Here is a 25,573-nt window from a genome sequence, read left to right as displayed (position 1 = left end):
GAGGTAAGTCGTATCGAAGTTTGGGGCTCGCCGGAAGCTAGACGTGGCCGTCGACGGTCAACCCGGGCGGCAGGTTGGGCTCGTCCTCGGATTCCTTGACCATGATCTGGCCGTCCACTACCAGGACTTCGTGGACCCTGACGGGCAGTTTGGCGGGAGGCGCATCGGCGGCTCCCGTGCGGAGATTGAACTTTGAAGCATGGAGGGGGCACTCCACCCAGCAGTCCTCCACCCAGCCGTCGGCGAGTGAGGCGTCTTGGTGCGTGCAGGTGTCGTCGAGGGCAAAGAGTTCGCCGTCTTCGGTGTGGAATACGGCAATCGGCGGAGACGTCTCGAGTCGAATCGCGTCCCCCGGAGCCAACGAGCTAAGCGGACAAGCACTGTGCATCTCACGAACCTCTTTCACCGGATTGGTCGAAAACCTGGGGGCGGTTGTCTCATGATCAACGAAGATCACAATACGCAACAGAGTGATGGACCTCACAGGGGCTTGTCAAGAGGTGGAAATTACTGCGCAGATTGCTTGACAGGCGATGTGAAGGCCGTCACACTGTTTCGCATAACGAAGTTCGTTGCGTAATGCGCAATAAAATTTCGAACGGCTCAACGAGGAGGAAGCCATGGAGACATTGGCCATCGTGGGCGCATCATTGGCTGGACTTTCCGCCGCCCGCGCTGCCCGCGCGCAGGGTTTTTGTGGCCGGCTGATCATCATTGGAGATGAGCAGCAGCGGCCCTATGACCGTCCGCCCCTGTCCAAGGAGTTCCTGGCAGGAAAGATCGGCATCAAGCACTTGATGTTGGAAGCGGAAGAGGGGGGAATGGCGGATCCCCTGCAGGCTGAATGGCTGTTGGGCTCGCCTGCGAAGAGCTTTGACGCGGCCAGCAGGACCATCACCCTAGGCAACGGACGCACGGTGGTGGCTGACGGCGTCGTGATCGCCACCGGAGCTTCGGCCCGCACCCTGCCCGAACTTGCGGGCCTGTCCAACGTTTTTACTCTGCGGACTCTCGAGGATGCGCAGGACCTGGCTCCGGAACTCGTTCCGGGCGGCCGCCTGTTGGTGGTTGGCGCAGGCTTCATCGGCGCGGAAGTGGCGTCAACGGCCAAGGGCCTGGGAATGGACGTGACCATTATCTGCAAGAGCCCGATCCCGCTAAGCGCTCCGATCGGTCCGGAGATGGCTGGCGTCATGGCCACGCTCCATGGGATCAATGGAGTGGAACTGATTTGTGACACGGGAATCGACTCGTATTACAGCTACGAAGGAAATGTGACCGGCGTCCGGCTCAGCGATGGACAGTACCGTTCTGCCGACGTCGTACTTCTCGGAATCGGTGCGGTCCCCAACGTCGGGTGGCTGGCCGGTTCGGGGCTGGCGATCGACGACGGCGTCACGTGCGATTCGATGGGACGGACAAACGTCCCCGGCGTGGTCGCCGTGGGAGACTGCGCGGCCTGGTACGACGAACGCAGCGGGCAGCACCATCGCGTGGAGCATTGGAGCGGCGCCCAGGAACGTGCCGCCCTTGCCGTGACAGGGCTCTTGGATCACTCAGCAGCACCCCAACCGCTCAACCTGCCGTACTTCTGGTCGGACCAGTACGGAGTAACGCTCCAGTTCGCCGGCCATGCGCGGGACGCGGAGCGCGTCGAAATTGAGGCAGGGCAGCTCGAGAACCACAGCTTCCTGGCCGTGTATTACCGGGGCGAGGAACCAGTGGGCGTACTAGGTGTGAACCAGCCGCGACTGTTCACCCGTTGGCGCCGGCAACTCAACGCCCGCAATGCCCCGCCCGTCCTCGCAACCCCTTAGTCCTCTCGAGCGCAAACCACGTTCATCACTGAATAGGAGTCAGCATGACCACTGAAGTTGTTTCCCCCAGCCTGATCCCCACTCTCCCCGGCCACACTTATGTCAGTGAAGACATCTTCCGTGCCGAGCAGGAACACATCTTCGAACAAATGTGGTTCTGCGCTGTGCGGACCGCGGACCTGGAAAAGGCCGGCTCGTTCAAAACCGTGCAGATCGGCCGTGAGAGCGTACTCATCAACCGCACCCGCAAGGGCGAGATCCGCGCGTTCTACAACATCTGCCGGCACCGTGGCGTGAAACTGTGCATGGAGGAGTCCGGCGAGGCCAACCGCTCGTTCCAGTGCCCGTACCACGCCTGGACCTACGATCTTGAGGGAAAGCTCATCGCGGCCCCGAACCTCACCAAGATGCCGGATATCGATCGAAACGAATACGGGCTGGTCAAGGTCCACGTCCGGGAATACATGGGCTACGTCTGGGTCAGCCTCGCGGATGAGCCACCGTCGTTCGAGGAAGACGTCATGGGCGCGATCGAGGAGCGCCTCGGGGATCTGAGGGCTGTCGACGACTATGACATCGCGAACCTGAGCCTTGGCCGGCGCATCAAGTACGACGTGAAGGCCAACTGGAAGCTCATCATCGAAAACTTCATGGAGTGCTACCACTGCGCCACGATCCACCCCGAACTCACCGAAGTCCTGCCCGAGTTCGCCGACGGCCTTGCGGCGCAGTATTTTGTGGGCCACGGCGCCGAGTTCGGTGACGACATCAAGGGCTTCACGATTGATGGTTCCGAAGGCCTGGATCGGATTCCCGGAGTCGGCGACGACCATGACCGCCGGTACTACGCAGTGACCATCAAGCCGAATGTCTTCGTCAACCTTGTTCCGGACCACGTCATCATCCACCGCATGTTCCCGCTGGCTGCCGACCACACGATCGTCGAATGCGACTGGCTGTACCTGCCCAGCGTGGTGGAATCCGGCAAGGATGTGAGCGCTTCGGTGGAGCTCTTCCACCGGGTCAACGAGCAGGACTTCGACGCCTGCGAACGCTGCCAGCCGGCCATGGGCTCCAAGATCTACGCCAAGGGCGGCGTCCTGGTACCGAGCGAGCACCACATTGAGGCGTTCCACAGCTGGGTCACGAGCAAGATCGCCGACGTCCCCGCCGACAGCTAGCCTGAGGAATGTCTGTCGTCGTAACGAGTAACCCGGAACCTAGGAAAAGGAACGCAAGCCAATGGTTCATAAAGTAAAAGCCGTCATCGCCAAGGAAAAGAACGCCCCGGTCACGCTGGAGACCATCCTGGTGCCGGACCCTGGTCCGGGGGAGGCGCTCGTGGACATCCTCACCTGCGGTGTCTGCCACACCGACCTGCACTACAAGGAGGGCGGCATCACCGATGATTTCCCCATCCTGCTCGGCCACGAAGCCACCGGCGTGGTCAGCGCCGTTGGCCCGGACGTCACCGATGTGGCGCCGGGGGACAGGGTCATCCTGAACTGGCGCGCCGTGTGCGGCCACTGCCGTGCGTGCGCCAAGGGCCAGCCGCAGTACTGCTTCAACACGCACAATGCCACCCAGAAGATGACCCTGGAGGACGGCACGGAACTGACCCCGGCACTGGGGATCGGCGCCTTCGCGGAGAAGACCCTCGTGGCCGCCGGGCAGTGCACCAAAGTGGACGACGACGTCGATCCCGCCGCCGTCGGGCTGCTCGGCTGCGGTGTGATGGCAGGCATCGGTGCCGCCATCAACACCGGTGAGGTCAAGCGGGGCGAGTCCGTGGCCGTGATCGGTTGCGGCGGCGTCGGCATCGCCGCTATTGCCGGGGCAAAGCTCGCCGGCGCCACGACGATCATCGCCGTGGACATCGACGCCAACAAAATCGGGATGGCCATGTCCCTCGGAGCCACACACGGTGTCAACTCCAGCCAAGAGGACCCCGTCGAGGCCATCCGGGCCCTGACCGGCGGCAACGGCGCCGATGTGGTGATTGACGCCGTCGGGCGCCCGGAGACCTACAAGCAGGCCTTCTACGCGCGCGACCTCGCCGGCCGCGTAGTGCTGGTGGGCGTCCCGACGCCGGGCATGTTGCTCGACCTGCCGTTGCTGGATGTCTTCGGCCGCGGCGGTTCGCTGAAGTCCTCCTGGTACGGGGACTGCCTGCCTTCCCGGGACTTCCCGATGCTCGTGGCGCACTACAAGCAAGGCAACCTGGACCTGGACGCGTTCGTGTCCGAACGGATCACCATCGACCAGGTGGAAGAGGCGTTCGCCAAGATGCACGAGGGCAAAGTGCTCCGTTCGGTGGTGGAAATCGGATGAGCGTCAGCATCGAAAACCTCGTCACCTCGGGCACGTTTTCGCTCGACGGCGGCACGTGGGACGTGGACAACAATGTCTGGATCGTCGGCAACGACGACGAATGCGTGATCATCGATTCGCCGCACGACGCGGAGGCAATCATCGGCCAGGTCCGTGGCCGGAAGGTGCGCGCCATCCTGCTCACCCACGCGCACAATGACCACATCGGAGCAGCGCTCGACGTCGCGAAGGCAGTGAACGCGCCGATCCACCTTCACTCGGCAGACATGGTCCTGTGGGAGCAGGTGTACCCGGACGCCGGCCCGGACCGTTACATCACGGACGGCGACGTCTTCGAAGTGGCGGGCACGGCACTGCAAGCCATCCACACCCCCGGCCACTCACCGGGTTCCACGTGCTTCTACCTCGAAAGCGAAGGCACGGTGTTCACCGGCGACACCCTCTTCAACGGCGGCCCGGGAGCAACCGGAAGGTCGCACAGCGACCACCCGACCATCCTGGCCTCGATCCGGGAACGCCTCCTGACGCTTCCGCCGGAAACCGTGGTCCGGACCGGTCACGGCGACAACACCACTATCAAAGCCGAGGCGGAAAACCTCGCCCAGGCAGCGCTGGATCGCCAGGCCGACGGCGCTTAGGCGCCGCCGGCTGCTGTGTAACCCATCTTGACGCTGATTGAATACCCGGCTTGCTTGAGCGCATCGAGCAGGCCGGGTATTTTTTCCGGCTCGAAACGGAAGGCCGGCCCGGAAAGGCTGATGGCTCCGATCACCGTGCCGCTGTGGTTGCGGATCGGAACGGCGACGGCGTTGAGTCCGCGCTCGAGTTCTTCATACGTGGCGGCGTACCCGGCCTCCGCAATGACCGGCATTTGCCGCTCCAGCTCGTCGCGGTCGGTGATGGTCTGCGGAGTGTATCGTGCCTGGCCGGATTCCCTGAGAACGCGGTCACGCGTCCCAGGCGGCAGCGCTGCAAGCATGACCTTCCCGCTGGACGTGGCGTGGAGCGGGGTGAGCCCGCCGATCCAGTCCTGCGTGCCAAGCGTGTTGGGGCCAATGGCCTGGTCCACGTTGACCGCGAAATTTGACCGAAGCACGGCCAGGTTGGCGGTCTCGGCGAACTTCTCCGCAAGGGCTTCGAGATCTTCCCGGGCTTCCTTTACCAAGCTGAGGCGGGCCGGAATGGCGCTGGCCAGGCGCAGGATGTTGAATCCGAGTTGGTATTTTCCGCGCTCGTGGTTCTGCTGAACCATGCCACGGGCGTCCAGGGCGCTCAGCAGTCGCGATGCCGTTGACTTGTGGACGCCCATTTCCTCAGCGATCTCACTCACGCCGGCATCGCCGTTGCGGGCGATGATTTCGAGCACGGTGATGGCCCGGTCAACGGACTGCACACCCGCGTGGTGTGCGCCGGCCGGATCGGAATCGGGGTCGTTGGCAGGGCTAGCATCAGCGTCCATGTGGTTCATCGTCTCAAACACGGTCAAATGCGCGGCCTCTCCGGTCAGCGTGTCCTGGGATGTTGCCGCTCAGCCGGGTATTGCCTGGTTATAGGATCGGGCGGTATGGCACTGCGACTTGTTCAAGTGAATTTCAAGGCCCGGGACGACTCGGCTCTGGGCCGGTTTTGGGCGGAGGCGCTTGGTTGGGATATTTCCAGCGAAGGCCCCGGTGTGAGCAATGTTGAACCCGCGGGCTTCACCGGGCCGGACCCCGCCGCCGTCTGCGTCGATGTCGTCACTGTGCCTGACCCCGAAACGGTGAGGTATCGCGCCCACCTCGACCTCGCCACCGCCTCTGAGGCCCATCAAGCGGAGCTTGTGGCGCGCCTGGTGAAGCTCGGCGCGACGCCTGCCGATATCGGCCAGGGCGATGTGCCGTGGACGGTCCTGGCCGATCCGGAGGGCAACGTGTTCTGCGTGTTGGAGCCTCGGCCGATCTACCAGGACACCGGGCCGATCGCCGCGGTGGTGGTCAATTGTGCGGATCCGCGGGCCATGGTGCGGTTCTGGAGCGGGGCGATGGACTGGACTGTGCACGAGGAGACTGATGATTTTGCGAGGCTGCGTTCGGCCAAGGGCGTTGGGCCGTATTTGGAATTCGTCCGGACTCCCGCCGCGAATGCCGCGCGCGGCCGGGTCCATCTCGACCTGAGGCCGTACCCCGGAGATGATCAAGCGGCGGAGGTGGCCCGGTTGCGGGACCTGGGCGCCACGGACGCCGACGTCGGCCAGGGCGACGTGCCATGGGTGTGCCTCGCCGACACGGAGGGCAACGAGTTCTGCGTTCTCAGCCCCGGCTGACGCAGCGCTTCGGCTTCCAAGGCGCGTCCAGTGCAGAGTATGCAGGGGTCTTCCAGTGCTCCTCATGGCCGCTGACTTGTGGACGCTCGCCTCCGCGATCACTCACATCGGCTTCGCCCGTTGCGCGTCGGCGAGATCGGTATCGAGCCGCAGCCATGCGTCCGGCCGAGCTCGACAACGATGATGAGGAAGCGCCCCTCACGAGCGTCACTGGTCGGTGCTGCCGCCAATGAATCCTCTCGTCGTCACCGCGTGCACTAACGGTTGTACCCCTGCGTCGCCGAGGGTATTTCGCATCGCATCGATCAGCTCGTTCACTTGGTGGACGGTGAAATAGTCGCCGGGTGACGAGTTGCGAATGCGTTCCGCGAAGTGCGATGCCAGAACCGGGCCGTAAAGGGTGAGCGCTCCTTCCGGGAAGTCCGGACGGATGAACCGATCGCCGAGACCGATGCTGCGGTTGCGGAGCATCTCGGTCGCCTCGGGAATGCCATCGCCGAGGTAAGAGACGGTGTCAGCCCAGCAGGATAGTTCTTCGACGTTCAGCCTTCTCGGCACGCCGTTCAGTCGAGATGTCAGGTGGGCGCGAAGCCATCGCTTCCACACTTCAGCACCGTCGACCCCGTCTGCACGAAGGAAATACACCACCGCCTGAGCAAACTCCGCTTCGTGCGCTCCGTCGGCGGCAAGAACGCTCTGATCGAGCAGGGTTTGGCGCGACTCCGGGGCGATACCAGCGAAGGACACGATCGAGATGACCAGGCCGAAGAATTGATTCTGGAGCTCGTTGACCCTTAGCGAGTCGAGCCGCGCCCACTCTGCGATGATACTGTCCAGGAAACCAGCGGCGAGCAGCTTGTCGTTGTAGCGAGGGTGGCGAAGGTAGGGAGGCCAAAACAACGGCGCGGTCGCGTCAGCACGGAATAACGGGAGCAGGTGCTCTGTCGCGATGGCCGGGTCGGCAGCGAATAAGAAGAACAAGTGGCTCGCCAGAGCGGGTCCTGTGGCATCGAACGCGTGCGCCGGCCCGCAGAGAAGCTGCGTAAGAGCCTCGTGCTCGTCATCGCTGAGGCCCAACCAGTCATCACGATGTTTCCGCCATCGTCGATCAACCTCAGCCATCCAGTACTGGGCGAGGTCTCCTGGCCAAGAATTGAGGTAAGCGGTGCCATCGAGTTCGGGTCCGCTGCCTCGGAATGCGTGAACGAGTGGCCATGCTTCCTCCAAAGGTCGAGGGCGATGCGGCGCATCGCCGCGAGAGCCGGTGTCTCGTCACTCTCGATCTGCTTTCGAACCTGCTCCAGCAGGAATCGGCCGACTGAGCGAGCGGATTCTAAACTTGCGACTTGTGTTGTAACTCGTGCGACGACGGTGTTGGCAATCGCACCCAGAGCCGATTCCGCCCAACCATCGACAATAGCTCGGCGAAGGTCGTCGGCCTGAGAACCGCGGTCTGGCCGATCATCGACGAGGGCCCAAAGTTGTTCGCCGAGGTCGGGGCGGGACTCAGCCACTTGGCTCACGAGAGAAAGAGCGTCGCGCCACTCTGGTTCGTTCAAGCTCCGTTCCGAGTAGTCCCCGGCTAGGAGGTCATCGACGGTACCAGCGGGATCCTTTTCAAGGGACCCGATAAAGTCATCCAGTTCCATCGGCAGTTTTCCGCCCCAGGTGCCGGTCGTCATCCACTTGTCGAAGTCGGGATTCTCCCGCGGGGCGAAAACATGGTTTGCGTCCTGTGCCTCTGCAAGGGCTGTGCCGGCCTCAGCCCATCCGGGCGCAACTTGGGTCAGCCATACAAGCAAGTTGTAGGTTGCGTATTTGGTGTGCTGTTCACGGTCGAGGATGTCTTCCGTGACGTCTTTGGGAAGGCTAGGCCCGGCTTGTGCGGCCGAAAGGAGGTGATCTCGTGCTTCTTTCGATGCTTTTTCCGCCGACACTTTGAGGATGCGATAAGTCTCGTGTTTGAGAGTAGTTTCGTAGAGAGCAGATCGTTCTAGCAGCCACGAGATCTTCTCGTCGTACGACCGCGAGGCGTCAAGTGCGACCAAATGTAGCGCGAGACGTCGGAAGAGGTCTCGACCGATCGACCACCACCGTTCGAACAGGTCCGGCCGTGCGAGCAGGGCTTTCTCGCCGTACGCTCGCAGCCCATCGATGACTGCGTCCACGGGATGGCGAAACCGATCCTGCCCGTGCGGTTCGATTGCCGAGCGACGAAAGTTGAGCGGATCCCACGAGCGTAGGCCGTGATAAGCGTCGAGAAGGTCGTAAGCGGCGCTCAGTGAGTCTTCGAGTACCGCTCCCAGCATCAAGTCGCCGGGTACGGTCGCCTCGATGACCTTCAAGACGTGCTTGGTGAGACTGCGCTCCTTGGTGTTCCAATGCACTTCGGCGTCGGGGAGAGTTGTCAGATCCTCGGAGCCATCAAGGGACCATCGTCGCTTGAGCACGAGGTAAGGCCTGAGAGCCGCCCTGAGCACCGTAGGGTCTTCAGGGCGGCTGTTCGGCTGATACGACAAAAATGTCTCGGTGGCAACCGGCGCAGAGTGACCGTGAATTGAGGTCGCGAGGAATGCTTTCCATCTCCGCCCGGCGTCAGGATCCACCTTGCTCAGATCGGCGGCTGCCCAACCGGCACCCCGGAAGAGGCCCCCGCCGAGCGTTTGGCCCAACCGCTGCATCGTCTGCAGTGCTGCTCCGTGAAGTTCCGGTAACGCGATGAAGCTCTGACAGAACCAGTTCCCAAGGATGGTGGTCGTATCGTCGAAGCACGGCGGCTACGAACGTTCTAACGTGCTTCCCCTCGCTACCACTCAAATATGGGCGATTCGCCACTCATTTTGATTCGGAAGACCACTCAGTGCAGTTTTCCCTTGTTAGCGTTTGCGATGAAGGCCCCCGTCGCGCCTTAAAGAACTCGGTGTATCTGTTCTTTCGATTACCGAAAAGGAACATCGATGAGGCCTTCGTGAGGCGGGTCGTCGACCACGCCCATGACAGTTTCACGATTGGGGACCAAATGATTATCAAAAGGATCCTGGCCTGTCTGGCCATGGCTGCGCTCCTAGCCGCTTCAACAGCGACACCCGCCATAGCTGACGTCGATGCCAACGCGGGAGGCGCTCCGGCGAGAGTGGAAAACGCACCCAAGGAAGCTGCGAAGGCTGAGGCCGTAGCGCGCAAGGTCTTTGAGTCCGACAATCCCGAGCTTGCGGCCAAATCGCTCGGCTCGGAAGAGCTTGGTTTGTTTGAGGCCTATAGCGCGGTCGCGAATGTCATCAGTTCGCCGAAAAGCTACGCGCCGGCAGATAGTCTGGCCAAGAAATCCACATTGAAGGGAATAACGCCGGCTCAGTTCGGCACTCTGGCTTCCGGATGCTGGAACACTTCATCCTGGGTGATAGGCACGAATGCCTTTGGAGGGTGGCTTTACAAGCTGACCGTTAGTGGCGGATGGTGTGGCAACGGTTCGTCAGCAACACAATCATGGTTCAACGGCACGTGGGGTGAGACGTTTGCAATCGGGTGGCGCGACAATGGCCAGGTCTCCAGGCACGCAATCATCTCGGGCGGCTCGGCTAAAATTGTCGGACAGCGCGAATTCAAACTCGGTGTCGGGGGTTGGGACGTGTCGTCGCCTCGCCCCTGCGTGCGGATCATAGGTCACGGCAATGGTCAAAAAGGAGATGACCAATCATGCAGCCCTTGGTAAGGAAGCGCTCAGGCGTTGCGCTCTCCAGATTTTTCCTGCTGGGAGCGGCCATCTTGTTGATTTTGCCGCTCTATCCATTCACAGCTATCTCTGCTGTCCTGTCAGGATCTGCCCTCTTTCTTGCAGCCAGAGAAGCCCCGAGTCGGAACCGCACCCTCACCTTGGCCACGGCCGTTGTGCTGCTCGGAATGGTCATCCTCTTGACGCTCCTGAGCCTGCAGACGGGAACCATTGGCCCCCACAGCGGCGAGGTCTCGAAAGTGTAGCTCCCGCTGTTCAATGCTCAGGCGCGCACGACGGCGACACGCCCCGAAAAGGACACGTCGCCGTCGTTGTCAATTCCTTTAGTGCGGCCCGCCGTCGATCGCCAAAGCCGTTCCTTCTTGGGCGCCGTCGTGCCACACTTGGTGGACTATCGATTGACTGGGGGATCCGGGTCAGGAGATTGGTATGAGTGTTCTGATGCAACCCCGCACCTCGGGCGGCCGACTGGTGGTGATCGAGCCATGATCATCGGTTGGGCTTACTTCATGGCGGGAGTAATGACGGTTGATGCGCTCTTGCTGGGGCTGCTGCTGTTTAACGTGAAGTGGCCGAAGCACTGGAAGAGAAACGGCTAGGCGCCAGCGTAGGTGCTGGACCTAGAGGACCTTGCGGATCGACTCTTCGAAACTCGCCACGTGGTGCAGGGCGAGCGCTGCCGCCCGGTCCTCGTCGCCGTCGGCGATCGCACTGAGCAGTTCTGCGTGCTCTGCGACGTGGCTCGTCACTGAAGGCATCTTGTCCAGCATGTGGCACCAGATGCGGGTTGCCAGGTTGTCGTAGCGGATCAGCACGTCCTCGAGGTGCGGATTGGCCGCGGCCCTGTAGATGAGCCGGTGCACCTGGATGTCGTAGCGCATGAGGTCCTGCTGGCCGGCGTCGTGTGCCTCCAGGCCGCTGATGGCTGCGGCGACCTCGCGCAGTTCTTCCCTCAGCTTCGGGCTGGCCATGCGGGCAGCCCGCCGTGACGCCAAGGGCTCAAGCAGCTCGCGGATTTCGGAGACGTCCGCGAGTTGGGTGATGTCGACGCCGGTGGCGAAGGTTCCGCGGCGGGGATATGAGACTACAAGGTGGTCGCTTTCCAGTCGCTTGATGGCCTCGCGCACGGGTGTCCGTCCGATGCCGAGCTCCGCGGCGACCTGCCCGTCGTTGATGGGGTCTCCGGGTTTGATGTCCAGCATGATGAGCCGGTCGCGCAGGAGCAGGTAGGCGTTTTCCGCCAAGGACGTTCCCTGCGTGCCTGTGTCCGGTGCTTCCAGTGCAGTGCTCATGTGCCTCTCCCGTTTGCCACAATTCCAAGTCTGGCGGTTCAGTTGCCGCCGGACTGTTGACGGCTGTGTGATCTTCAACATACTATGGCAACAGTTCTAATATATCAGTTGCTGATTAGTCAGTAAATATAAGTATCTCAAAAGGAGACCACGATGGTTGAACCGCTGATCCGCCCACTCGCCCAGGCGGACCCGGAGGTTGAGCAGGCGATCGCCCAGGAACTCATTCGCCAGCAGTCCACGCTGGAAATGATCGCCTCCGAAAACTTCGCTCCTGCAGCCGTCATGCAGGCACAGGGCTCGGTCCTGACCAACAAGTACGCGGAAGGCTACCCCGGCAAGCGCTACTACGGCGGCTGCGAGCATGTGGACGTCATCGAGCAGCTGGCCATCGATCGCGTCAAGGCCCTCTTCGGCGCCGAAGCCGCAAATGTCCAGCCGCACTCCGGCGCCCAGGCCAACGCCGCAGCCATGTTCGCGCTCCTTGAACCGGGGGACACCATCATGGGCCTCGACCTGGCGCACGGTGGCCACCTGACCCACGGCATGCGCATCAACTTCTCCGGCAAGCTGTACAACGTCATCCCGTACCACGTCAGCGAATCCGACCTCCGGGTGGATATGGCGGAAGTGGAAGCCCTCGCCCTGGAACACCGCCCGAAGCTGATCGTTGCCGGTTGGTCCGCCTACTCGCGCCACTTGGATTTCGCAGAATTCCGCCGCATCGCCGACCTCGTGGGCGCCTACCTCATGGTGGACATGGCCCACTTCGCCGGCCTCGTCGCAGCGGGACTGCACCCCAACCCGGTGCCGTATGCCGACGTCGTGACCACCACAACCCACAAGACACTCGGCGGCCCGCGCGGCGGAGTCATCCTGTCGAAGGAACAATACGCACGCAAGATCAACAGCGCGGTTTTCCCCGGCCAGCAAGGCGGCCCGCTGGAGCATGTGATCGCGGCCAAGGCCGTGGCGTTCAAGATGGCGGCTGAGCCTGAATTCCAGGAACGCCAAGCACGGGTGCTGGAAGGCGCCAAGCTCCTGGCCGAACGACTCCTGAAGGACGACGTGGCCGCAGCAGGGATCTCGGTGGTCAACGGAGGCACCGACGTCCACTTGGTCCTCGTTGACCTGCGCCACTCGGAACTGGACGGCCAGCAGGCCGAGGACACCTTGCACCGCATCGGCATCACCGTGAACCGCAACGCCGTCCCTTTCGACCCCCGGCCGCCGATGGTTTCCTCCGGACTCCGCATCGGCACCCCGGCGCTCGCCGCACGCGGCTTCGGTGCCAAGGAATTCGCGGAGGTCGCGGACATCATCGCGACGGCGTTGATCGCCTCCGCCAGCACTGGCACAAACAGCAGCGGCACCTTGGGAGACGAGGCCGCCGTCGAACTCCGGGGGAGGGTTACCGCGCTCGCCGAGCAATTCCCGCTTTACCCGCACCTTTCCCAGGCTGGCAGCGGCAACGACGCCGCTTCCACCGAACTTGAGGCAGAAATGATTGGAGCAGCCCAGTGAGCGCAGACCAACTCCCCGAACACCCGGATTTCCTGTGGCGTAACCCGGAGCCCAAGGCTTCCTACGATGCCGTGATCGTGGGTGGTGGCGGCCACGGCTTGGCCACCGCGTACTTCCTGGCCAAGAACCACGGCATGACCAACATCGCCGTCCTGGAAAAGGGCTGGCTGGCCGGCGGCAACATGGCGCGCAACACCACCATCATCCGTTCCAACTACCTGTGGGACGAGAGCGCCGCCATCTACGAGCACGCCCTTAAGCTCTGGGAGATCCTGCCCGAGGAACTCGAATACGATTTCCTCTTCAGCCAGCGCGGCGTCATGAACCTCGCCCACACCCTCGGCGACGTCCGCGAAAGCGTCCGCCGCGTCGGCGCGAACAAGCTCAACGGGGTCGACGCCGAATGGCTGGACCCGCAGCAGGTCAAGGAACTCTGCCCCATCCTGAACATCAGCGACAACATCCGCTACCCGGTGATGGGCGCTACTTACCAGCCCCGGGCTGGCATCGCGAAGCACGACCACGTCGCCTGGGCTTTCGCCCGCAAGTGCGACGAGCTCGGCGTGGATATCATCCAGAACTGCGAAGTAACGGGCTTCCTGAAGGACGGCAACCGCGTGGTGGGCGTCAAGACCAACCAGGGAACCATCCACACCGAAAAGGTTGGCCTCGCGGCCGCCGGCCACAGCTCGGTTCTCGCCGAAATGGCCGGCTTCCGCCTCCCGATCCAGTCCCACCCCCTCCAGGCGCTGGTATCGGAGCTGCATGAGCCGGTCCACCCCACGGTGGTCATGTCCAACCACGTGCATGTCTATGTTTCCCAGGCGCACAAGGGCGAGTTGGTCATGGGCGCCGGCGTCGACTCTTACAACGGCTATGGCCAGCGCGGGTCCTTCCACGTGATCGAGCACCAGATGGCTGCCGCCGTCGAACTGTTCCCGATCTTCGCCCGGGCCCATGTGCTCCGGACTTGGGGCGGAATTGTGGACACCACCATGGATGCCTCGCCGATCGTCGGACTCTCGCCGGTTGAGAACATGTTCGTCAACTGTGGATGGGGAACGGGCGGCTTCAAGGGCACGCCCGCTGCGGGCCTGACCTTCGCCCACACCATCGCCACGGGAACGCCGCACGAGCTCAACAAGCCCTTTTCACTGGAACGCTTCGAGACCGGTGCCCTGATCGACGAACACGGCGCCGCCGCCGTCGCCCACTAGCCGCAGCCTTTTAGGAGACCAACCATGCTGCTCATCAGCTGCCCCAATTGCGGGCCACGAGACGAAACCGAATTCCACTACGGCGGCCAGGCCCACGTGGCCTACCCGGAAAACCCGGACGCGCTAACGGACCGCCAGTGGGCCGAGTACTTGTTCTACCGCGACAACACGAAAGGCGCCTTCGCCGAACGCTGGGTACACAGCACCGGTTGCCGCCAATGGTTCAACATGCTCCGTGACACCGTCAGCTATGACATCCAGGCCATCTACAAGATGGGCGAACCGCGCCCTGATGTGAACCCCACAGCAGCCACCACTCCGGAAGGAGCAACGAAGTGACCCCGCAGAACGCCCGCCTCGCCACCGGCGGCCGCATCGACCGCAGCATCTCCTGGCGGTTCACCGTGGACGGCCAGGAATACACCGGCCACCCGGGGGACACTGTTGCTTCCGCTCTGCTGGCCAACGGCCGCATCAACGCAGGCAACTCGCTCTACGAGGACCGGCCCCGCGGCATCATGTCCGCCGGCGTGGAAGAATCCAACGCCTTGGTCAAGGTGGCTGCCCGCTTCCCCGGCCATGTCGCCGAGTCGATGCTTCCGGCGACCACCGTGTCCCTCGTGGACGGGCTCAGCGTTGAGTTCCTGAACGGCCTCGGCAAGCTCGATCCCAACGAGGACCGCGCCGAGTACGACAAGAAGTACGTCCACACAGACGTCCTGGTGGTTGGCGGCGGCGTTTCCGGCCTCGCGGCAGCCCGCGAAGCCGTCCGCACCGGAGCCAGGGTCATCCTGATCGATGACCAGCCCGAACTCGGCGGCTCGCTGCTTTCCGGCTCCGCTGCCCCGGAATTCGCCGAAGTGATCGAAGGCAAGCCGGCGCTCGAATGGATCGCCGATGTCGAGGCGGAGCTCGTTTCCGCCGCCGAATGCACCGTCCTCAACCGCACCACGGCGTTCGGCTCCTACGACGCGAACTATGTGATCGCAGCACAGAACCGTACGGACCACCTCGGCAGCCCGGCCGCGGACGGCGTCTCCCGCCAGCGTATTTGGCACATCCGTGCCAAGCAGGTGGTCCTGGCCCCCGGTGCCCACGAGCGTCCGCTCGTCTTCGAGAACAACGACCGGCCCGGCATCATGCTGGCCTCGGCTGTCCGTAGCTACCTCAACCGCTACGCAGTCGCCGCCGGACGGCGGGTCGTCATCGGCACCACCAACGATTCGGCCTACTTGCTCGCTGCGGATTTGCTGGCCGCAGGCGTCAAGGTCGCCGCCGTCGTCGACGCCCGCCCCAAGCTCAGCGAGAAAGCGGCAACCGCCGTCGAAAGCGGTATCCGCGTCCTCGTCGGCAGCGCCGTCGCCGATACCTCCGGCGCGGGGGAGAACGGCAGGATCGACGGCGTCACTATCCGCAGCCTCAACGACGACGGCGAAGTCACCTCCGGCGTCGAACGGATCGCTTGCGATCTGCTGGCGGTTTCCGGTGGCTGGAGTCCCGTGGTCCACCTCCACAGCCAGCGCCAGGGCAAGTTGCGTTGGGACGATGACCTGGCCGGCTTCGTGCCGAGCTCCGTGGTCAGGGACCAGCATGTTGCCGGTTCAGGCCGTGGCAGCTACGAGCTCGAGGATTGCCTGAGCGAAGGCGCATCCGCCGGTGCCGCGGCCGCTATCGCCGCAGGCTTCAGCACCCAGACGGTGCCCGTCGAGCCGAAGGCGCCCGTGGCCTCCGCCCCGACCCGCCAGTTGTGGCTGGTGCCGGGGCAGAGCGGAAACGCGGGGGAGTGGCACCACCACTTCGTCGACTTCCAGCGCGACCAGTCCGTGGCCGACGTGCTCCGTTCCACCGGGGCCGGCATGCGCTCGGTGGAACACATCAAGCGGTACACCTCCATCAGCACGGCCAACGACCAGGGCAAGACCTCCGGGGTCAACGCCATCGGCGTGATCGCGGCGGCCCTCAAGCAGGCTGGAGAGGCAGCCCGTGGCATCGGGGACATCGGCACCACGACCTACCGTGCCCCGTTCACGCCGGTGGCCTTCGCGGCGTTGGCCGGACGTCAGCGCGGCGAGCTGTTCGATCCCGCCCGCGTCACCTCCATCCACCCCTGGCACGTTGCCCAGGGAGCGCTCTTCGAGGACGTCGGCCAGTGGAAGCGGCCGTGGTACTACCCGCAAGCGGGCGAGGACATGGACGCCGCGGTGCTCCGCGAATGCGCCGCAGTCCGCGAATCCGTGGGCTTCATGGACGCCACCACGCTCGGCAAGATCGAGATCCGTGGCAAGGACGCCGGTGAGTTCCTGAACCGCATCTACACCAACGCGTTCAAGAAGCTTGCCCCCGGTTCCGCACGCTACGGGGTCATGTGCACCCCGGACGGCATGATCTTCGACGACGGCGTGACCCTGCGCCTCGACGAGGGCCGCTACTTCATGACCACCACCACCGGCGGCGCCGCCAAGGTCCTCGACTGGCTCGAGGAATGGCACCAGACCGAGTGGCCCGAACTCGACGTCGTGTGCACGTCGGTGACTGAACAGTGGACGACGATTGCCGTCGTCGGGCCGAAATCCCGCGCCGTGATCGCCAAAGTCGCCCCGCAGTTGGCGGCCGACGGCGGGCTGGACGCCGAAGCGTTCCCGTTCATGACCTTCCGCGAGACCACGCTGGCCTCCGGAGTCCAGGCACGGGTTTGCCGGATCTCGTTCTCCGGTGAGCTTGCCTACGAAATCAATGTTCCGTCCTGGTACGGGCTCAACACCTGGGAAGCCGTTGCTGCCGCAGGTGCCGAGTTCAACATCACCCCGTACGGCACGGAAACCATGCACGTGCTGCGTGCCGAGAAGGGCTACCCGATCGTCGGGCAGGACACGGACGGGACTGTCACCCCGCAGGATGCCGGGATGGAGTGGATCGTTTCCAAAGCCAAGGACTTCATCGGCAAGCGTTCGTACAGCCGCGAGGACGCGGTCCGCACTGACCGCAAGCACCTGGTCAGCGTCCTGCCGGCGGACGGCTCGTTCCGTCTTCCGGAAGGCACCCAGCTCGTGGAAAAGGGAATCCCGGTCAACCCGGCTTACGGCCCCGTGCCGATGCAGGGCTTCGTGACCTCGAGCTACCACAGTGCCGCATTGGGCCGTTCCTTCGGCCTGGCTCTGATCACCAACGGCCGCAACCGCATCGGCGAGACCTTGGTGGCCTCCGTCGGCGACCAGTTGCTGGACGTCGTTGTCGGAGAAACCGTACTTTTCGACGCAGAAGGGACCCGTAAAGATGGCTGAAACAGCAACCCCCGCAAACCCTGAGACGCTCCGTGCGGCACGCCGCAGCCCGGCGTCGCACTTGGCACCGACCTTCGAGTCCGGCTCCGTGGCTGGAACAGTGGCGTTGAAGGAGATCCCGTTCCAAACCATGGTGGGGATCCGGGTTGACAGGAATTCCGACGCCGGAGCCCGCCTCGCGTCCGTGACAGGCGGCCTGCCGGCTGCCTGCGGCGACATCAGCGGGGGTGAGAGGGCCACCACCCTGTGGCTTGGGCCGGAAGAATTCCTGGTGGTCGCACCGGAATCGGCCCACGATTCACTGGGCGGAGACCTTGTCCGCGCCCTGGTGGAGGCCTTGGGCGACGACCCTGGACAGGTGGTGGACTTGTCCGCCAACCGCACCACCTTCGAACTGTCCGGGATCCGGGCGCGAGACGTCCTGGAGAAGGGTTGTTCGCTGGACCTGCACCCCCGCGCCTTCCGCACCGGAACGGCACTGGCCACGGAAATCGGCAACATCCCCGCCATGCTGTTCAAGACCGGCGAGGACAGCTTCCGGATCTTCCCGAGGGCGTCGTTCGCCGACTTCCTGGGCCGCTGGCTGCTTGACGGCATGAGGGAATACGCCTCTCCTGAGGTCCCCTGATGGCATTGAGCGTGCTTGACCTGTTTTCCATTGGCATCGGGCCGTCGTCTTCGCACACGGTCGGCCCGATGCGGGCGGCGAAGCAGTTCACCGACGGCCTGGAATCCTCCGGGCAACTCGCGGCAACGGTGCGCGTCCAGGCAGAGCTTTTCGGCTCGCTGGGCGCCACCGGCCGCGGCCACGGTTCGGACAAAGCCGTGGTGCTGGGACTACAGGGCCAATCACCGGAAACGGTGGACACGTCCACTGCCGATGACCAGGTTGCCGCGGCCGCCCTCGACGCCGAATTGCGGATAGCCGGACATCACCGCGTGGACTTCAACTGGGATGAGGACGTGGTCCTGCACCGACGCAAATCCCTGCCTGCCCACCCCAACGGCATGACCTTCCGTGCCCTCGACCACACCGGGGAAGTGCTCCGCGAACGGAGCTACTATTCGATCGGCGGCGGCTTCGTGGTGGACGGTGACGCGTCCGGAAACGACAAAGTGGTCGCTGACAGCACCGTGCTGCCCTATCCGTTCAGCACTGCGGACGAGCTCCTGGCGATCTGCGCACGGGAGGGCATGTCCATTTCCGATGTCATGCTCGCCAACGAACTCGTGTGGCGCAGCGAGGCCGAACTTCGCGAGCGGCTGCTGCAGATCTGGGCCGTCATGCGCGAATGCGTCGACAATGGCTGCGCCGCGGAAGGAATCCTGCCGGGAGGCTTGAACGTCAGGCGACGGGCGCCGTCGTTGTTCAAGTCGCTCAAGGCCACCGACGCCGGTCTGCAAGGCTCAAGGTCGGCAGACCCGCTGCTCGCCATGGAATGGGTGAACCTGTTCGCGCTGGCCGTGAACGAGGAAAACGCCGCGGGTGGCCGCATTGTCACGGCACCCACCAACGGTGCGGCGGGCATTGTTCCGGCGGTACTGCACTATTACACGAAATTCGTGCAGGGCGCCGACGACGACGGCGTGGTCCGCTTCCTGCTCGCGGCGGCCGCCGTCGGGATCCTGTTCAAGATCAACGCCTCCATTTCCGGCGCCGAAGTCGGCTGCCAGGGTGAAGTGGGCTCAGCCTGTTCGATGGCTGCCGCTGGTCTGTGCGAGGTCCTTGGAGGCACTCCCAAACAAGTGGAGAACGCCGCGGAAGTGGGCATCGAACACAACCTTGGCCTCACGTGCGATCCCGTAGGCGGGTTGGTGCAGATCCCGTGCATCGAACGCAACGCCATCGCCAGCGTGAAGGCCATCAACGCTGCCCGTCTTGCCCTGCACGGCGACGGCAGCCACAAAGTGTCCCTTGATAAAGCCATCAAAACCATGCGAGAGACAGGAGCGGACATGAAAAGCAAGTACAAGGAGACCTCCCGCGGAGGCCTCGCCGTCAACGTAGTGGAGTGCTAGCCATGACTGTCACACAGAATGAATCCGCCCCGCGGCCTGGAGCGGCCCTGCCGGCTACCACCGTTGAGCATGTCCTGACGCTCGATTGCCCGGAAACGCGGGGCATCGTGCACGCCGTCTCCGGCTTCCTCCTGGAACACGGCTGCGACATCATCGACAACAAGCAATTCGACTCCCAACTGGATCACCATTTCTTCATGCGGATCCACTTCGCATCGGAAGGTGACGAATCGACGATCGACTCGCTCCGGGAAGCCTTTGCGCCTGTTGCCGAAAAGTTTGGCATGCGCTGGCAGTTGCAACGCCACGGTGCCAAGCGGCGCGTCCTGATCATGGTCTCGAAGTTCGAGCACTGCCTCAACGATCTCCTGTTCCGGGCCCGTATCGGGGAACTGCCGGTCGAGATTGTCGGGGTGGTCTCCAACCATCCGGACCACAGGCGGACGGTCGAATGGCATGGCATTCCGTTCTTCCACGTGCCCGTCACCGCGGACACCAAGGCGGCGGCTGAAGGACAACTTCTTGACCTGATCGATCGCCTGGACGTCGAGCTGGTGGTCCTGGCCCGCTACATGCAGGTCCTCAGCGACGATCTTGCCCGCAAGCTCGACGGCCGGGCCATCAACATCCACCATTCATTCCTGCCCAGCTTCAAGGGTGCCAAGCCGTACCACCAGGCTTACGCCCGGGGCGTCAAGACCGTGGGTGCCACCGCGCACTACGTCAACGGTGAGTTGGATGAGGGACCGATCATCGCCCAGCAAGTGGTAGAAGTTGACCACACCTTCGGTCCTGACGACCTCGTGGCAGCCGGCCGCGACACCGAGTGCAAAGCACTCAGCAACGCCGTCCGCTGGCATTGCGAAGGGCGCGTGATCCTGCAAGGCAGCAGAACCGTAGTGCTCAAGTAGCGTTTGAACGGCCCACCCAACGGTGGGCCGTTCAGGCGTTGCCTAAAGCCGCGCCAAGCGTGTTGCCACGTGAAGCGCGACGAGCCTGCCCGTTCCCCGGGGGTCCCCGCCGCACAACTCGAAAATCCGCTGGAGCCTGTGGTGCATCGACTGCCGTTCCAAGTGCAGTTCCCGTGCCGCGTGAGCGGTATTGCACCCCGTATCCAGCCAGACGGCCAACGTCCGCATCAGCTCCGAGCGCCGCAGCTCGTCATGCTCGACGACGGCGCCGAGCTGCCGCCGCACGAATCCCTCACGGACTGCCGCGTCGAGGCTTCCTTGTGCCAGTCGCTCGACGGCGAAGTCCTCGGTATCGACTACGCCGTTCGCGGCTCCCGGCCCGGACCCCGGCATGAGCTCGAGCGTCCGGCGCGCCTCTGCCAGCGACCACGGCGCCTCGCCGATTCCCTGCGCCAGCGGACCCACGGCGATGACCGAGCCGTCGGGGACCTCCAGGGCCTCAAGCGCATGGATGAGCGCGATGCGCGAAGCCACTGCCCTGGTGCGGGGAAGCGCGGCCAAGGCAATCAATTCCGCGTTGTCCGCGTAGCTCGCGCTTTGCGGAACCGTGCCGTCCAGGATGCCGTCGAGCCGTGGCCGGAGCTGCCCCGCCGCAGGGGAACGCACCACGACGGCGGCCACCGGGCCGCTGGCGGGAAACCCCGACGCCGGTCCCAATTGCTGCAGTCGCCATGACTGCGTACCCGAACTGACGGCCCGCATGAGTTCGATGCCGGCAAGTTCCTTGAGTCCCGGCGGCATGCGTTGCAGCAGGGCCAAGCCGAGGATATCGACGCACCGCTCGCCGGCCACCTGCGCGAGGTTGGCGTCGCCGTCGTCGGGCACTTCCAACTCCAGCCGGGCCGCAAGGACGCCGCGGACGGGCACATCGACGGTGGTGGTGGTCCCGGACTCGGGCTGCGCGGCCGCCGTCGCGCTTCCCAAAGTGATGCCCGACGGCGAGACGAGCCTCGCGCTGGAACCCGTCCGGCTGGCCAGCACCGCGAGGAGTTGATCCAGTCCGCCTCCGTGCGCGAGTTCCGCCGCCATGGCATGGCTCGTTTCGTCACCGAACTGCAATTGTGCGACCGATTCGCTGACCAACAGCGAGTTGATGGCTTGCATGATGCCGACGAAAGGGGCCACTTTGCATAACTCGATGATGGGGAGCCCGGCCTCCTGGCCGGCGTCGATCATGGACTCCGGAATTGCGGGCAGCTCGGGACCCGTTTCGATCGCCAAAGCGGTGATGCCGCGCGCCGCCAGTTGGCGGACGTAGTCCACGCGCCGCTCGTCCGAGGCGGTGGCGAGGGCCTGCCCGCCGCTCAGGAGCAGCTCTCCGCCCCGCAGCAACGGAGCGATGTCCAGCACTTCGCTTGAATGCACCCAACGGAGCTGCCGGGACAGTGCCTCGGGCACATCCGTCCGGAGAACTGGTTCGGCGGCTTTCAGGCTTTCGTGTTCGAAGGCGTCGGCAAGGAGCAGAGACATGACACTCCGTAACTAATTATTGGAATCTATCGTACACATCGTATCTTGTTGCTGTGATGTGGGGCACATACATTGAAGGAGTCCCTTTCCTACACGGAGGATCCCCCCAATGCACGAGAACTTATCCACTGCGACGCCTGGGGCTGCAACGGCGCAGACCGACGTCGAACAGAACCTGCAGTCCATTCCCGAATCAGCGCGTACCCGCAGCGTTGCGGGCCAATTCTGGATCTGGGCAGGCGCGAACCTTGCCCCCATCAACTGGGTCCTCGGGGCCCTCGGCGTCCAGCTTGGACTGGGCTTTGCCGATACCGTCACGGTCCTGGTGGTGGGAAACCTGATCGGCATGGCGCTCTTTGGCTTGTTTGTCCTCCTGGGCCAGCGGACCGGTGCCACCGGCATGGTCCTGGCCCGGGCCGTCTTCGGCCGCCGCGGCAACTACCTCCCGAGCGCCATCCAGGCACTCCTCGGAATCGGTTGGTGCGCCGTCAACACCTGGATCATCCTGGACCTCGTGATGGCACTCCTCGGCAAGCTCGGCATGGTCGATCCCGAGCAGCCCAACGTAGGCCCCAAGATCCTGGTGGCCTTCCTGATCATGTCCGCCCAGGTCACCATCGCCTGGTTCGGCTACAAGGCCATCGCGGCCTTCGAGAAGTGGACCGTCCCGCCCACCATCGTGGTGCTGATCGCGATGTCCGCCGTGGCCTGGTTCGGAATGAACATCGATTGGGGCTACGCTGGCCCTCCCGGGGCTGTCCTTGAAGGCGGCGCGCGGATCGCGGCCATGACCACCGTGATGACGGTTATCGGCATCGGCTGGGGGATCACCTGGTTCACCTACGCGGCGGACTATTCACGCTTCGTCAGCAAGTCCGTCCCCAAGCACAAGGTCTACCTGGCCTCCGTATTCGGCCAGTTCCTCCCGGTGGTGTGGCTCGGCATCCTTGGCGCGAGCTTGGCAACGAAAAGCGGCACGGCCGATCCCGGCCACCTCATCGTGGACAACTTCGGCGTGCTGGCCATCCCGGTGCTCTTCCTGGTGCTGCACGGTCCCATCGCGACGAACATCCTGAACATCTACACCTTTTCGGTGGCCGCCCAGGCCCTGGACATCAAGGCCAAGCGTCGCTCCTTGAACCTCTTCGTCGGACTCCTGGCCCTGGTCGGCGTCGTGTTCTTCATCCTGCAGGAGGATTTCGCGTCAACGCTGAGCACGTGGCTCGGCGGGCTCGTGGCGTGGGTAGCCGCGTGGGGAGGCATCATGTTGGTGCACTACTTCTGGGTGGACAAGCGCAGCCCCGTAGCAGTCGACCGGCTCTTCGACCCTGTGGGTACCCGCCGGCTCCCGGCGTTCAACTGGGCCGGGATCACCGCGCTCCTGGTAGGCATCTTTGCCACGTGGCTGTTCATGTACGGCGTCCTGCCGATCATGCAAGGCCCCATCGCCACGGCCATGGGCGGGATCGACTTGTCCTGGCTGGCCGGCGGACTTGTTGCCGCGGCAGTCTATGGCGCGCTGGGCCCACGGGTCCATGCCCGGTACCTTCCGCTGTCTTCCGAGACCGCGGCGCCGCAGCCCGTTGCGGAAGACGCCGTCGCCAATCTGGTCAACGACTGAAAGGACACCCGATGACCACCAACGCTTTCCCCGACGAGGCACACTCGATCACTTGGCCTGAAGGCTTCAGGGCAGCGGCGTCCTTCACGTTCGACGTCGACGCCGAATCCTGCACCATCGCGCACGATCCCACGAGCACCAGGCGCATGTCCCTCATGAGCCACCAGTCGTATGGCCCGAGGGTTGCTGTTCCGCGACTCTTGAAGATCCTCGAGCGCCAAGAGATCCAGGGAACCTTCTTCATCCCGGGGTTCACGGCGGAGAGCTATCCGGACGTGGTGCGGCGGATCGTCGACGGCGGCCATGAAGTCGCCCACCACGGCTACCTGCACGAGCCAATGCAGGGAATCGACGCCGCCACCGAGGCCAACTACCTGGACCGCGGGCTCGACGCGCTCGCGAAGGTAGCCGGGGTCAGGCCGGTCGGCTACAGGGCACCGTGGTGGGAGCTCAACTGGCATTCGCCGGCGCTGCTCGCGGACCGTGGCTTCCTCTACGATTCAAGCCTGCTCGACGGCGATGCCCCCTACCGCATGGCGGTTGCCTCGGATTCGGGTGATTCGCGGGACATCGTGGAGATCCCGGTGGATTGGGCCTTGGACGATTGGGAACAATACGCGTTCTATCCGGGAGTGACAGGCAGCGGGGTCATCGAGAGTCCGGCCAAGGTGTTGGAGATGTGGACCCTCGAAGCCGAAGCCCACCACACCCAAGGCAGCTGTTTCGTCTTGACCAACCACCCCTTCATCTCCGGCCGTCCGTCCAAGGCGGTTGCCTTGGAGCAGCTGATCGGACGAGTCAAGGCCATGGACGGGATGTGGGTGACCACCTTGGAACGGATCGCCGAGCACACCAAGGCCACGGTGAACGAGATCCACAGCCACGCCCGGATCGAGGTCCCGTCCTACCCGGGCGCAGGAGCCAGCTTCACGTCCGCCCGCGTGCTGGAAACCGCCCCCAACTAAGCCCGTCCCCACCCAACTGACTCGCAGTTGTTGTCGTTATCAGGGCCCAAAACGACACCTAATGCGAGCTAGTTGGGTGGGCCGGGCTAAGGGTGGGCCGGGCTACAGGTCGGTGCGGCACAGAGCGGTGTGGAGTTTGTAGAGTCCATTCAGGTCTCCGGCCGCCAAACCATCAGGGGCGCCGATCTCCGGGTACATGAGCTGGATCGGATCGTCTACGTGGTCAAGGCCAACCACGTGGCCAAGTTCGTGTTGGATCACCGCGGAGACGTAATGGGCGCCGCCGGAGACGCCCAGCAGTTCCGTGATTTGCGGGGCGTCCAAGTCCAGGCTTCCCGAGACGTAGCTCTTGGGTCCGGTGCCGAAGCTGTACATGGTGCTGCCGCCGGTTCCGATGACGGATCCTGTCAATGCGGGAGCCGCCTCGGGAGTGGTCCAGGAAATCAGCAGCGGTGCCCAACGGTCTCCGTAGAGCGCGGGCTGGTAAGGCTTGCGCTTCTCGGAGGGGGTTTCCTTGCTGGTGCCGTCGTCAACGAATGTGAGGCCCGTAGCAGCGGCAATCTTTGCAATGGCGTCGGCGATGAGCCCCTCGGATCCGGCCGGGGCGAGAGCCGCGTTGACCACGTAGTGCAGTGGCCGGCACGGAGAGTAGCCCACGGGGGTGCCGTCGGCATTGGTGGCCAGGAACTTGAAGGAGTTGCTGGCCACCGCAGGCTTGGCGGGGGAGCCAAGCGGGTGGCCGGCTTCTTCCAGGCCAGGCGGCGGTGTATCCGGCGCGCGGGCCGCCTTTGGCTGACCCTGTCCGGGAGCCCCGCCCGGCCCGGAGCTGCTTGCCGTGGCGTGGGCGGACGGGGCCAGGTTCGGAAGCAAGCCGGTGATTCCAGGGTCGCCCCGGAGGAATCCACTGACCAACACGGCTACGGCAGCGACCACCGCCACCAGCATCAAATTTCGGAACAGCGCGAGCGCGGTGCTGGGGCGCTTGGGCGGCGGGCCGCCGTCGTACCCGTAGTTTGAATGCAAGTCTTCC

At 63.9% G+C, this 25,573-nt stretch carries 23 protein-coding genes; 16 read left to right on the top strand and 7 right to left on the bottom strand.

The genetic code is table 11. The annotated features are described in order from the left end of the window. Positions 1–37 precede the first annotated feature (37 nt). Positions 38–388: a bifunctional 3-phenylpropionate/cinnamic acid dioxygenase ferredoxin subunit gene (locus AC3WJU_RS04720; protein ID WP_306962126.1), complete on the bottom strand. Its 351-nt coding sequence runs from the start codon at positions 386–388 to the stop codon at positions 38–40. A 232-nt stretch (positions 389–620) separates the two neighbouring features. On the opposite strand from AC3WJU_RS04720, the gene AC3WJU_RS04715 reads away from it, so the two are divergent. The 4 genes from AC3WJU_RS04715 (at position 621) to AC3WJU_RS04700 (ending at position 4,786) form a co-directional block, all read left to right on the top strand. Next, positions 621–1,817 carry an NAD(P)/FAD-dependent oxidoreductase gene (locus AC3WJU_RS04715; protein ID WP_306962128.1) on the top strand — a complete coding sequence of 399 codons (1,197 nt, stop codon included), beginning with the start codon at positions 621–623 and terminating at the stop codon, positions 1,815–1,817. Between the two features lie 44 nt (positions 1,818–1,861). Continuing rightward, positions 1,862–2,998: an aromatic ring-hydroxylating oxygenase subunit alpha gene (locus AC3WJU_RS04710; protein ID WP_284989676.1), complete on the top strand. Its 1,137-nt coding sequence runs from the start codon at positions 1,862–1,864 to the stop codon at positions 2,996–2,998. A gap of 61 nt (positions 2,999–3,059) precedes the next feature. Continuing rightward, positions 3,060–4,148 carry an S-(hydroxymethyl)mycothiol dehydrogenase gene (locus AC3WJU_RS04705; protein WP_492259266.1) on the top strand — a complete coding sequence of 363 codons (1,089 nt, stop codon included), beginning with the start codon at positions 3,060–3,062 and terminating at the stop codon, positions 4,146–4,148. Then, the gene (locus AC3WJU_RS04700) at positions 4,145–4,786 is read left to right on the top strand and encodes an MBL fold metallo-hydrolase (RefSeq protein ID WP_492259265.1); all 642 of its coding nucleotides are present in this window, start codon (positions 4,145–4,147) and stop codon (positions 4,784–4,786) included. The genes AC3WJU_RS04705 and AC3WJU_RS04700 overlap by 4 nt, the downstream gene beginning before the upstream one ends. On the opposite strand, the gene AC3WJU_RS04695 is transcribed toward AC3WJU_RS04700, so the two are convergent. After that, entirely contained in the window at positions 4,783–5,607 is an 825-nt protein-coding gene (locus AC3WJU_RS04695) for an IclR family transcriptional regulator (RefSeq protein ID WP_492259264.1), read from the bottom strand. The genes AC3WJU_RS04700 and AC3WJU_RS04695 overlap by 4 nt on opposite strands. Before the next feature lie 105 nt (positions 5,608–5,712). Between AC3WJU_RS04695 and AC3WJU_RS04690 the strand changes: the two genes are divergently transcribed. Then, positions 5,713–6,450, top strand: a complete 738-nt coding sequence (locus AC3WJU_RS04690) for a VOC family protein (RefSeq protein ID WP_441433346.1) — start codon at positions 5,713–5,715, stop codon at positions 6,448–6,450. Positions 6,451–6,657: 207 nt separating this feature from the next. Here AC3WJU_RS04690 and AC3WJU_RS04685 read toward each other — a convergent pair whose 3' ends face one another. Beyond that, positions 6,658–7,197, bottom strand: a complete 540-nt coding sequence (locus tag AC3WJU_RS04685) for a hypothetical protein (protein WP_307052812.1) — start codon at positions 7,195–7,197, stop codon at positions 6,658–6,660. A gap of 47 nt (positions 7,198–7,244) precedes the next feature. After that, complete coding sequence (locus tag AC3WJU_RS04680) at positions 7,245–9,056, bottom strand: hypothetical protein (RefSeq protein ID WP_492259263.1); 1,812 nt, start codon at positions 9,054–9,056, stop codon at positions 7,245–7,247. Between the two features lie 254 nt (positions 9,057–9,310). Here AC3WJU_RS04680 and AC3WJU_RS04675 point away from each other — a divergent pair, with 254 nt between their 5' ends. After that, the gene (locus AC3WJU_RS04675) at positions 9,311–10,162 is read left to right on the top strand and encodes a hypothetical protein (protein WP_332601675.1); all 852 of its coding nucleotides are present in this window, start codon (positions 9,311–9,313) and stop codon (positions 10,160–10,162) included. Further along, positions 10,147–10,428: a hypothetical protein gene (locus AC3WJU_RS04670; protein ID WP_059388145.1), complete on the top strand. Its 282-nt coding sequence runs from the start codon at positions 10,147–10,149 to the stop codon at positions 10,426–10,428. Before AC3WJU_RS04675 ends, AC3WJU_RS04670 begins: the two co-directional genes overlap by 16 nt. Before the next feature lie 375 nt (positions 10,429–10,803). On the opposite strand, the gene AC3WJU_RS04665 is transcribed toward AC3WJU_RS04670, so the two are convergent. Continuing rightward, positions 10,804–11,475: a GntR family transcriptional regulator gene (locus AC3WJU_RS04665; protein ID WP_059388144.1), complete on the bottom strand. Its 672-nt coding sequence runs from the start codon at positions 11,473–11,475 to the stop codon at positions 10,804–10,806. 153 nt (positions 11,476–11,628) lie between these two features. On the opposite strand from AC3WJU_RS04665, the gene glyA reads away from it, so the two are divergent. Genes glyA through purU form a run of 7 tightly spaced genes read left to right on the top strand, consistent with a single transcriptional unit; the run spans position 11,629 to position 20,427 of the window. Then, positions 11,629–12,999, top strand: coding sequence for a serine hydroxymethyltransferase (gene glyA / locus AC3WJU_RS04660; protein ID WP_284989680.1), 1,371 nt, complete (start codon positions 11,629–11,631; stop codon positions 12,997–12,999). After that, positions 12,996–14,216 (top strand): sarcosine oxidase subunit beta family protein, encoded by a 1,221-nt coding sequence (locus AC3WJU_RS04655; protein ID WP_078106196.1) that lies wholly within the window; start codon positions 12,996–12,998, stop codon positions 14,214–14,216. Before glyA ends, AC3WJU_RS04655 begins: the two co-directional genes overlap by 4 nt. 24 nt (positions 14,217–14,240) lie before the next feature. Then, on the top strand, positions 14,241–14,555 hold the full coding sequence (locus AC3WJU_RS04650; protein ID WP_059390258.1) for a sarcosine oxidase subunit delta: 315 nt from the start codon (positions 14,241–14,243) through the stop codon (positions 14,553–14,555). Further along, positions 14,552–17,497, top strand: a complete 2,946-nt coding sequence (locus AC3WJU_RS04645; RefSeq protein ID WP_492259262.1) for an FAD-dependent oxidoreductase — start codon at positions 14,552–14,554, stop codon at positions 17,495–17,497. Before AC3WJU_RS04650 ends, AC3WJU_RS04645 begins: the two co-directional genes overlap by 4 nt. Continuing rightward, the gene (locus AC3WJU_RS04640; RefSeq protein WP_284989683.1) at positions 17,490–18,125 is read left to right on the top strand and encodes a sarcosine oxidase subunit gamma; all 636 of its coding nucleotides are present in this window, start codon (positions 17,490–17,492) and stop codon (positions 18,123–18,125) included. Before AC3WJU_RS04645 ends, AC3WJU_RS04640 begins: the two co-directional genes overlap by 8 nt. Continuing rightward, the gene (locus tag AC3WJU_RS04635; RefSeq protein ID WP_492259261.1) at positions 18,125–19,516 is read left to right on the top strand and encodes an L-serine ammonia-lyase; all 1,392 of its coding nucleotides are present in this window, start codon (positions 18,125–18,127) and stop codon (positions 19,514–19,516) included. The genes AC3WJU_RS04640 and AC3WJU_RS04635 overlap by 1 nt, the downstream gene beginning before the upstream one ends. Before the next feature lie 2 nt (positions 19,517–19,518). Next, positions 19,519–20,427: a formyltetrahydrofolate deformylase gene (purU, locus tag AC3WJU_RS04630; RefSeq protein WP_059388142.1), complete on the top strand. Its 909-nt coding sequence runs from the start codon at positions 19,519–19,521 to the stop codon at positions 20,425–20,427. Positions 20,428–20,469: 42 nt separating this feature from the next. Here purU and AC3WJU_RS04625 read toward each other — a convergent pair whose 3' ends face one another. Next, a complete protein-coding gene (locus tag AC3WJU_RS04625; RefSeq protein WP_492259260.1) occupies positions 20,470–21,957 on the bottom strand; it encodes a PucR family transcriptional regulator in 1,488 nt (495 codons plus the stop codon). Between the two features lie 109 nt (positions 21,958–22,066). Between AC3WJU_RS04625 and AC3WJU_RS04620 the strand changes: the two genes are divergently transcribed. Together AC3WJU_RS04620 and AC3WJU_RS04615 are read left to right on the top strand one after the other, a co-directional pair. Further along, entirely contained in the window at positions 22,067–23,578 is a 1,512-nt protein-coding gene (locus AC3WJU_RS04620; protein WP_306962159.1) for a purine-cytosine permease family protein, read from the top strand. Between the two features lie 11 nt (positions 23,579–23,589). Continuing rightward, positions 23,590–24,543: a polysaccharide deacetylase family protein gene (locus AC3WJU_RS04615; protein ID WP_284989685.1), complete on the top strand. Its 954-nt coding sequence runs from the start codon at positions 23,590–23,592 to the stop codon at positions 24,541–24,543. 102 nt (positions 24,544–24,645) lie between these two features. Here AC3WJU_RS04615 and AC3WJU_RS04610 read toward each other — a convergent pair whose 3' ends face one another. Further along, positions 24,646–25,566, bottom strand: a complete 921-nt coding sequence (locus tag AC3WJU_RS04610; RefSeq protein ID WP_442880142.1) for a matrixin family metalloprotease — start codon at positions 25,564–25,566, stop codon at positions 24,646–24,648. Between the last annotated feature and the right edge of the window lie 7 nt (positions 25,567–25,573).

Source organism: Arthrobacter sp. FW306-1B-F12A (genome assembly GCF_058781865.1).
This window is presented reverse-complemented; position numbering and strand designations above follow the sequence as displayed.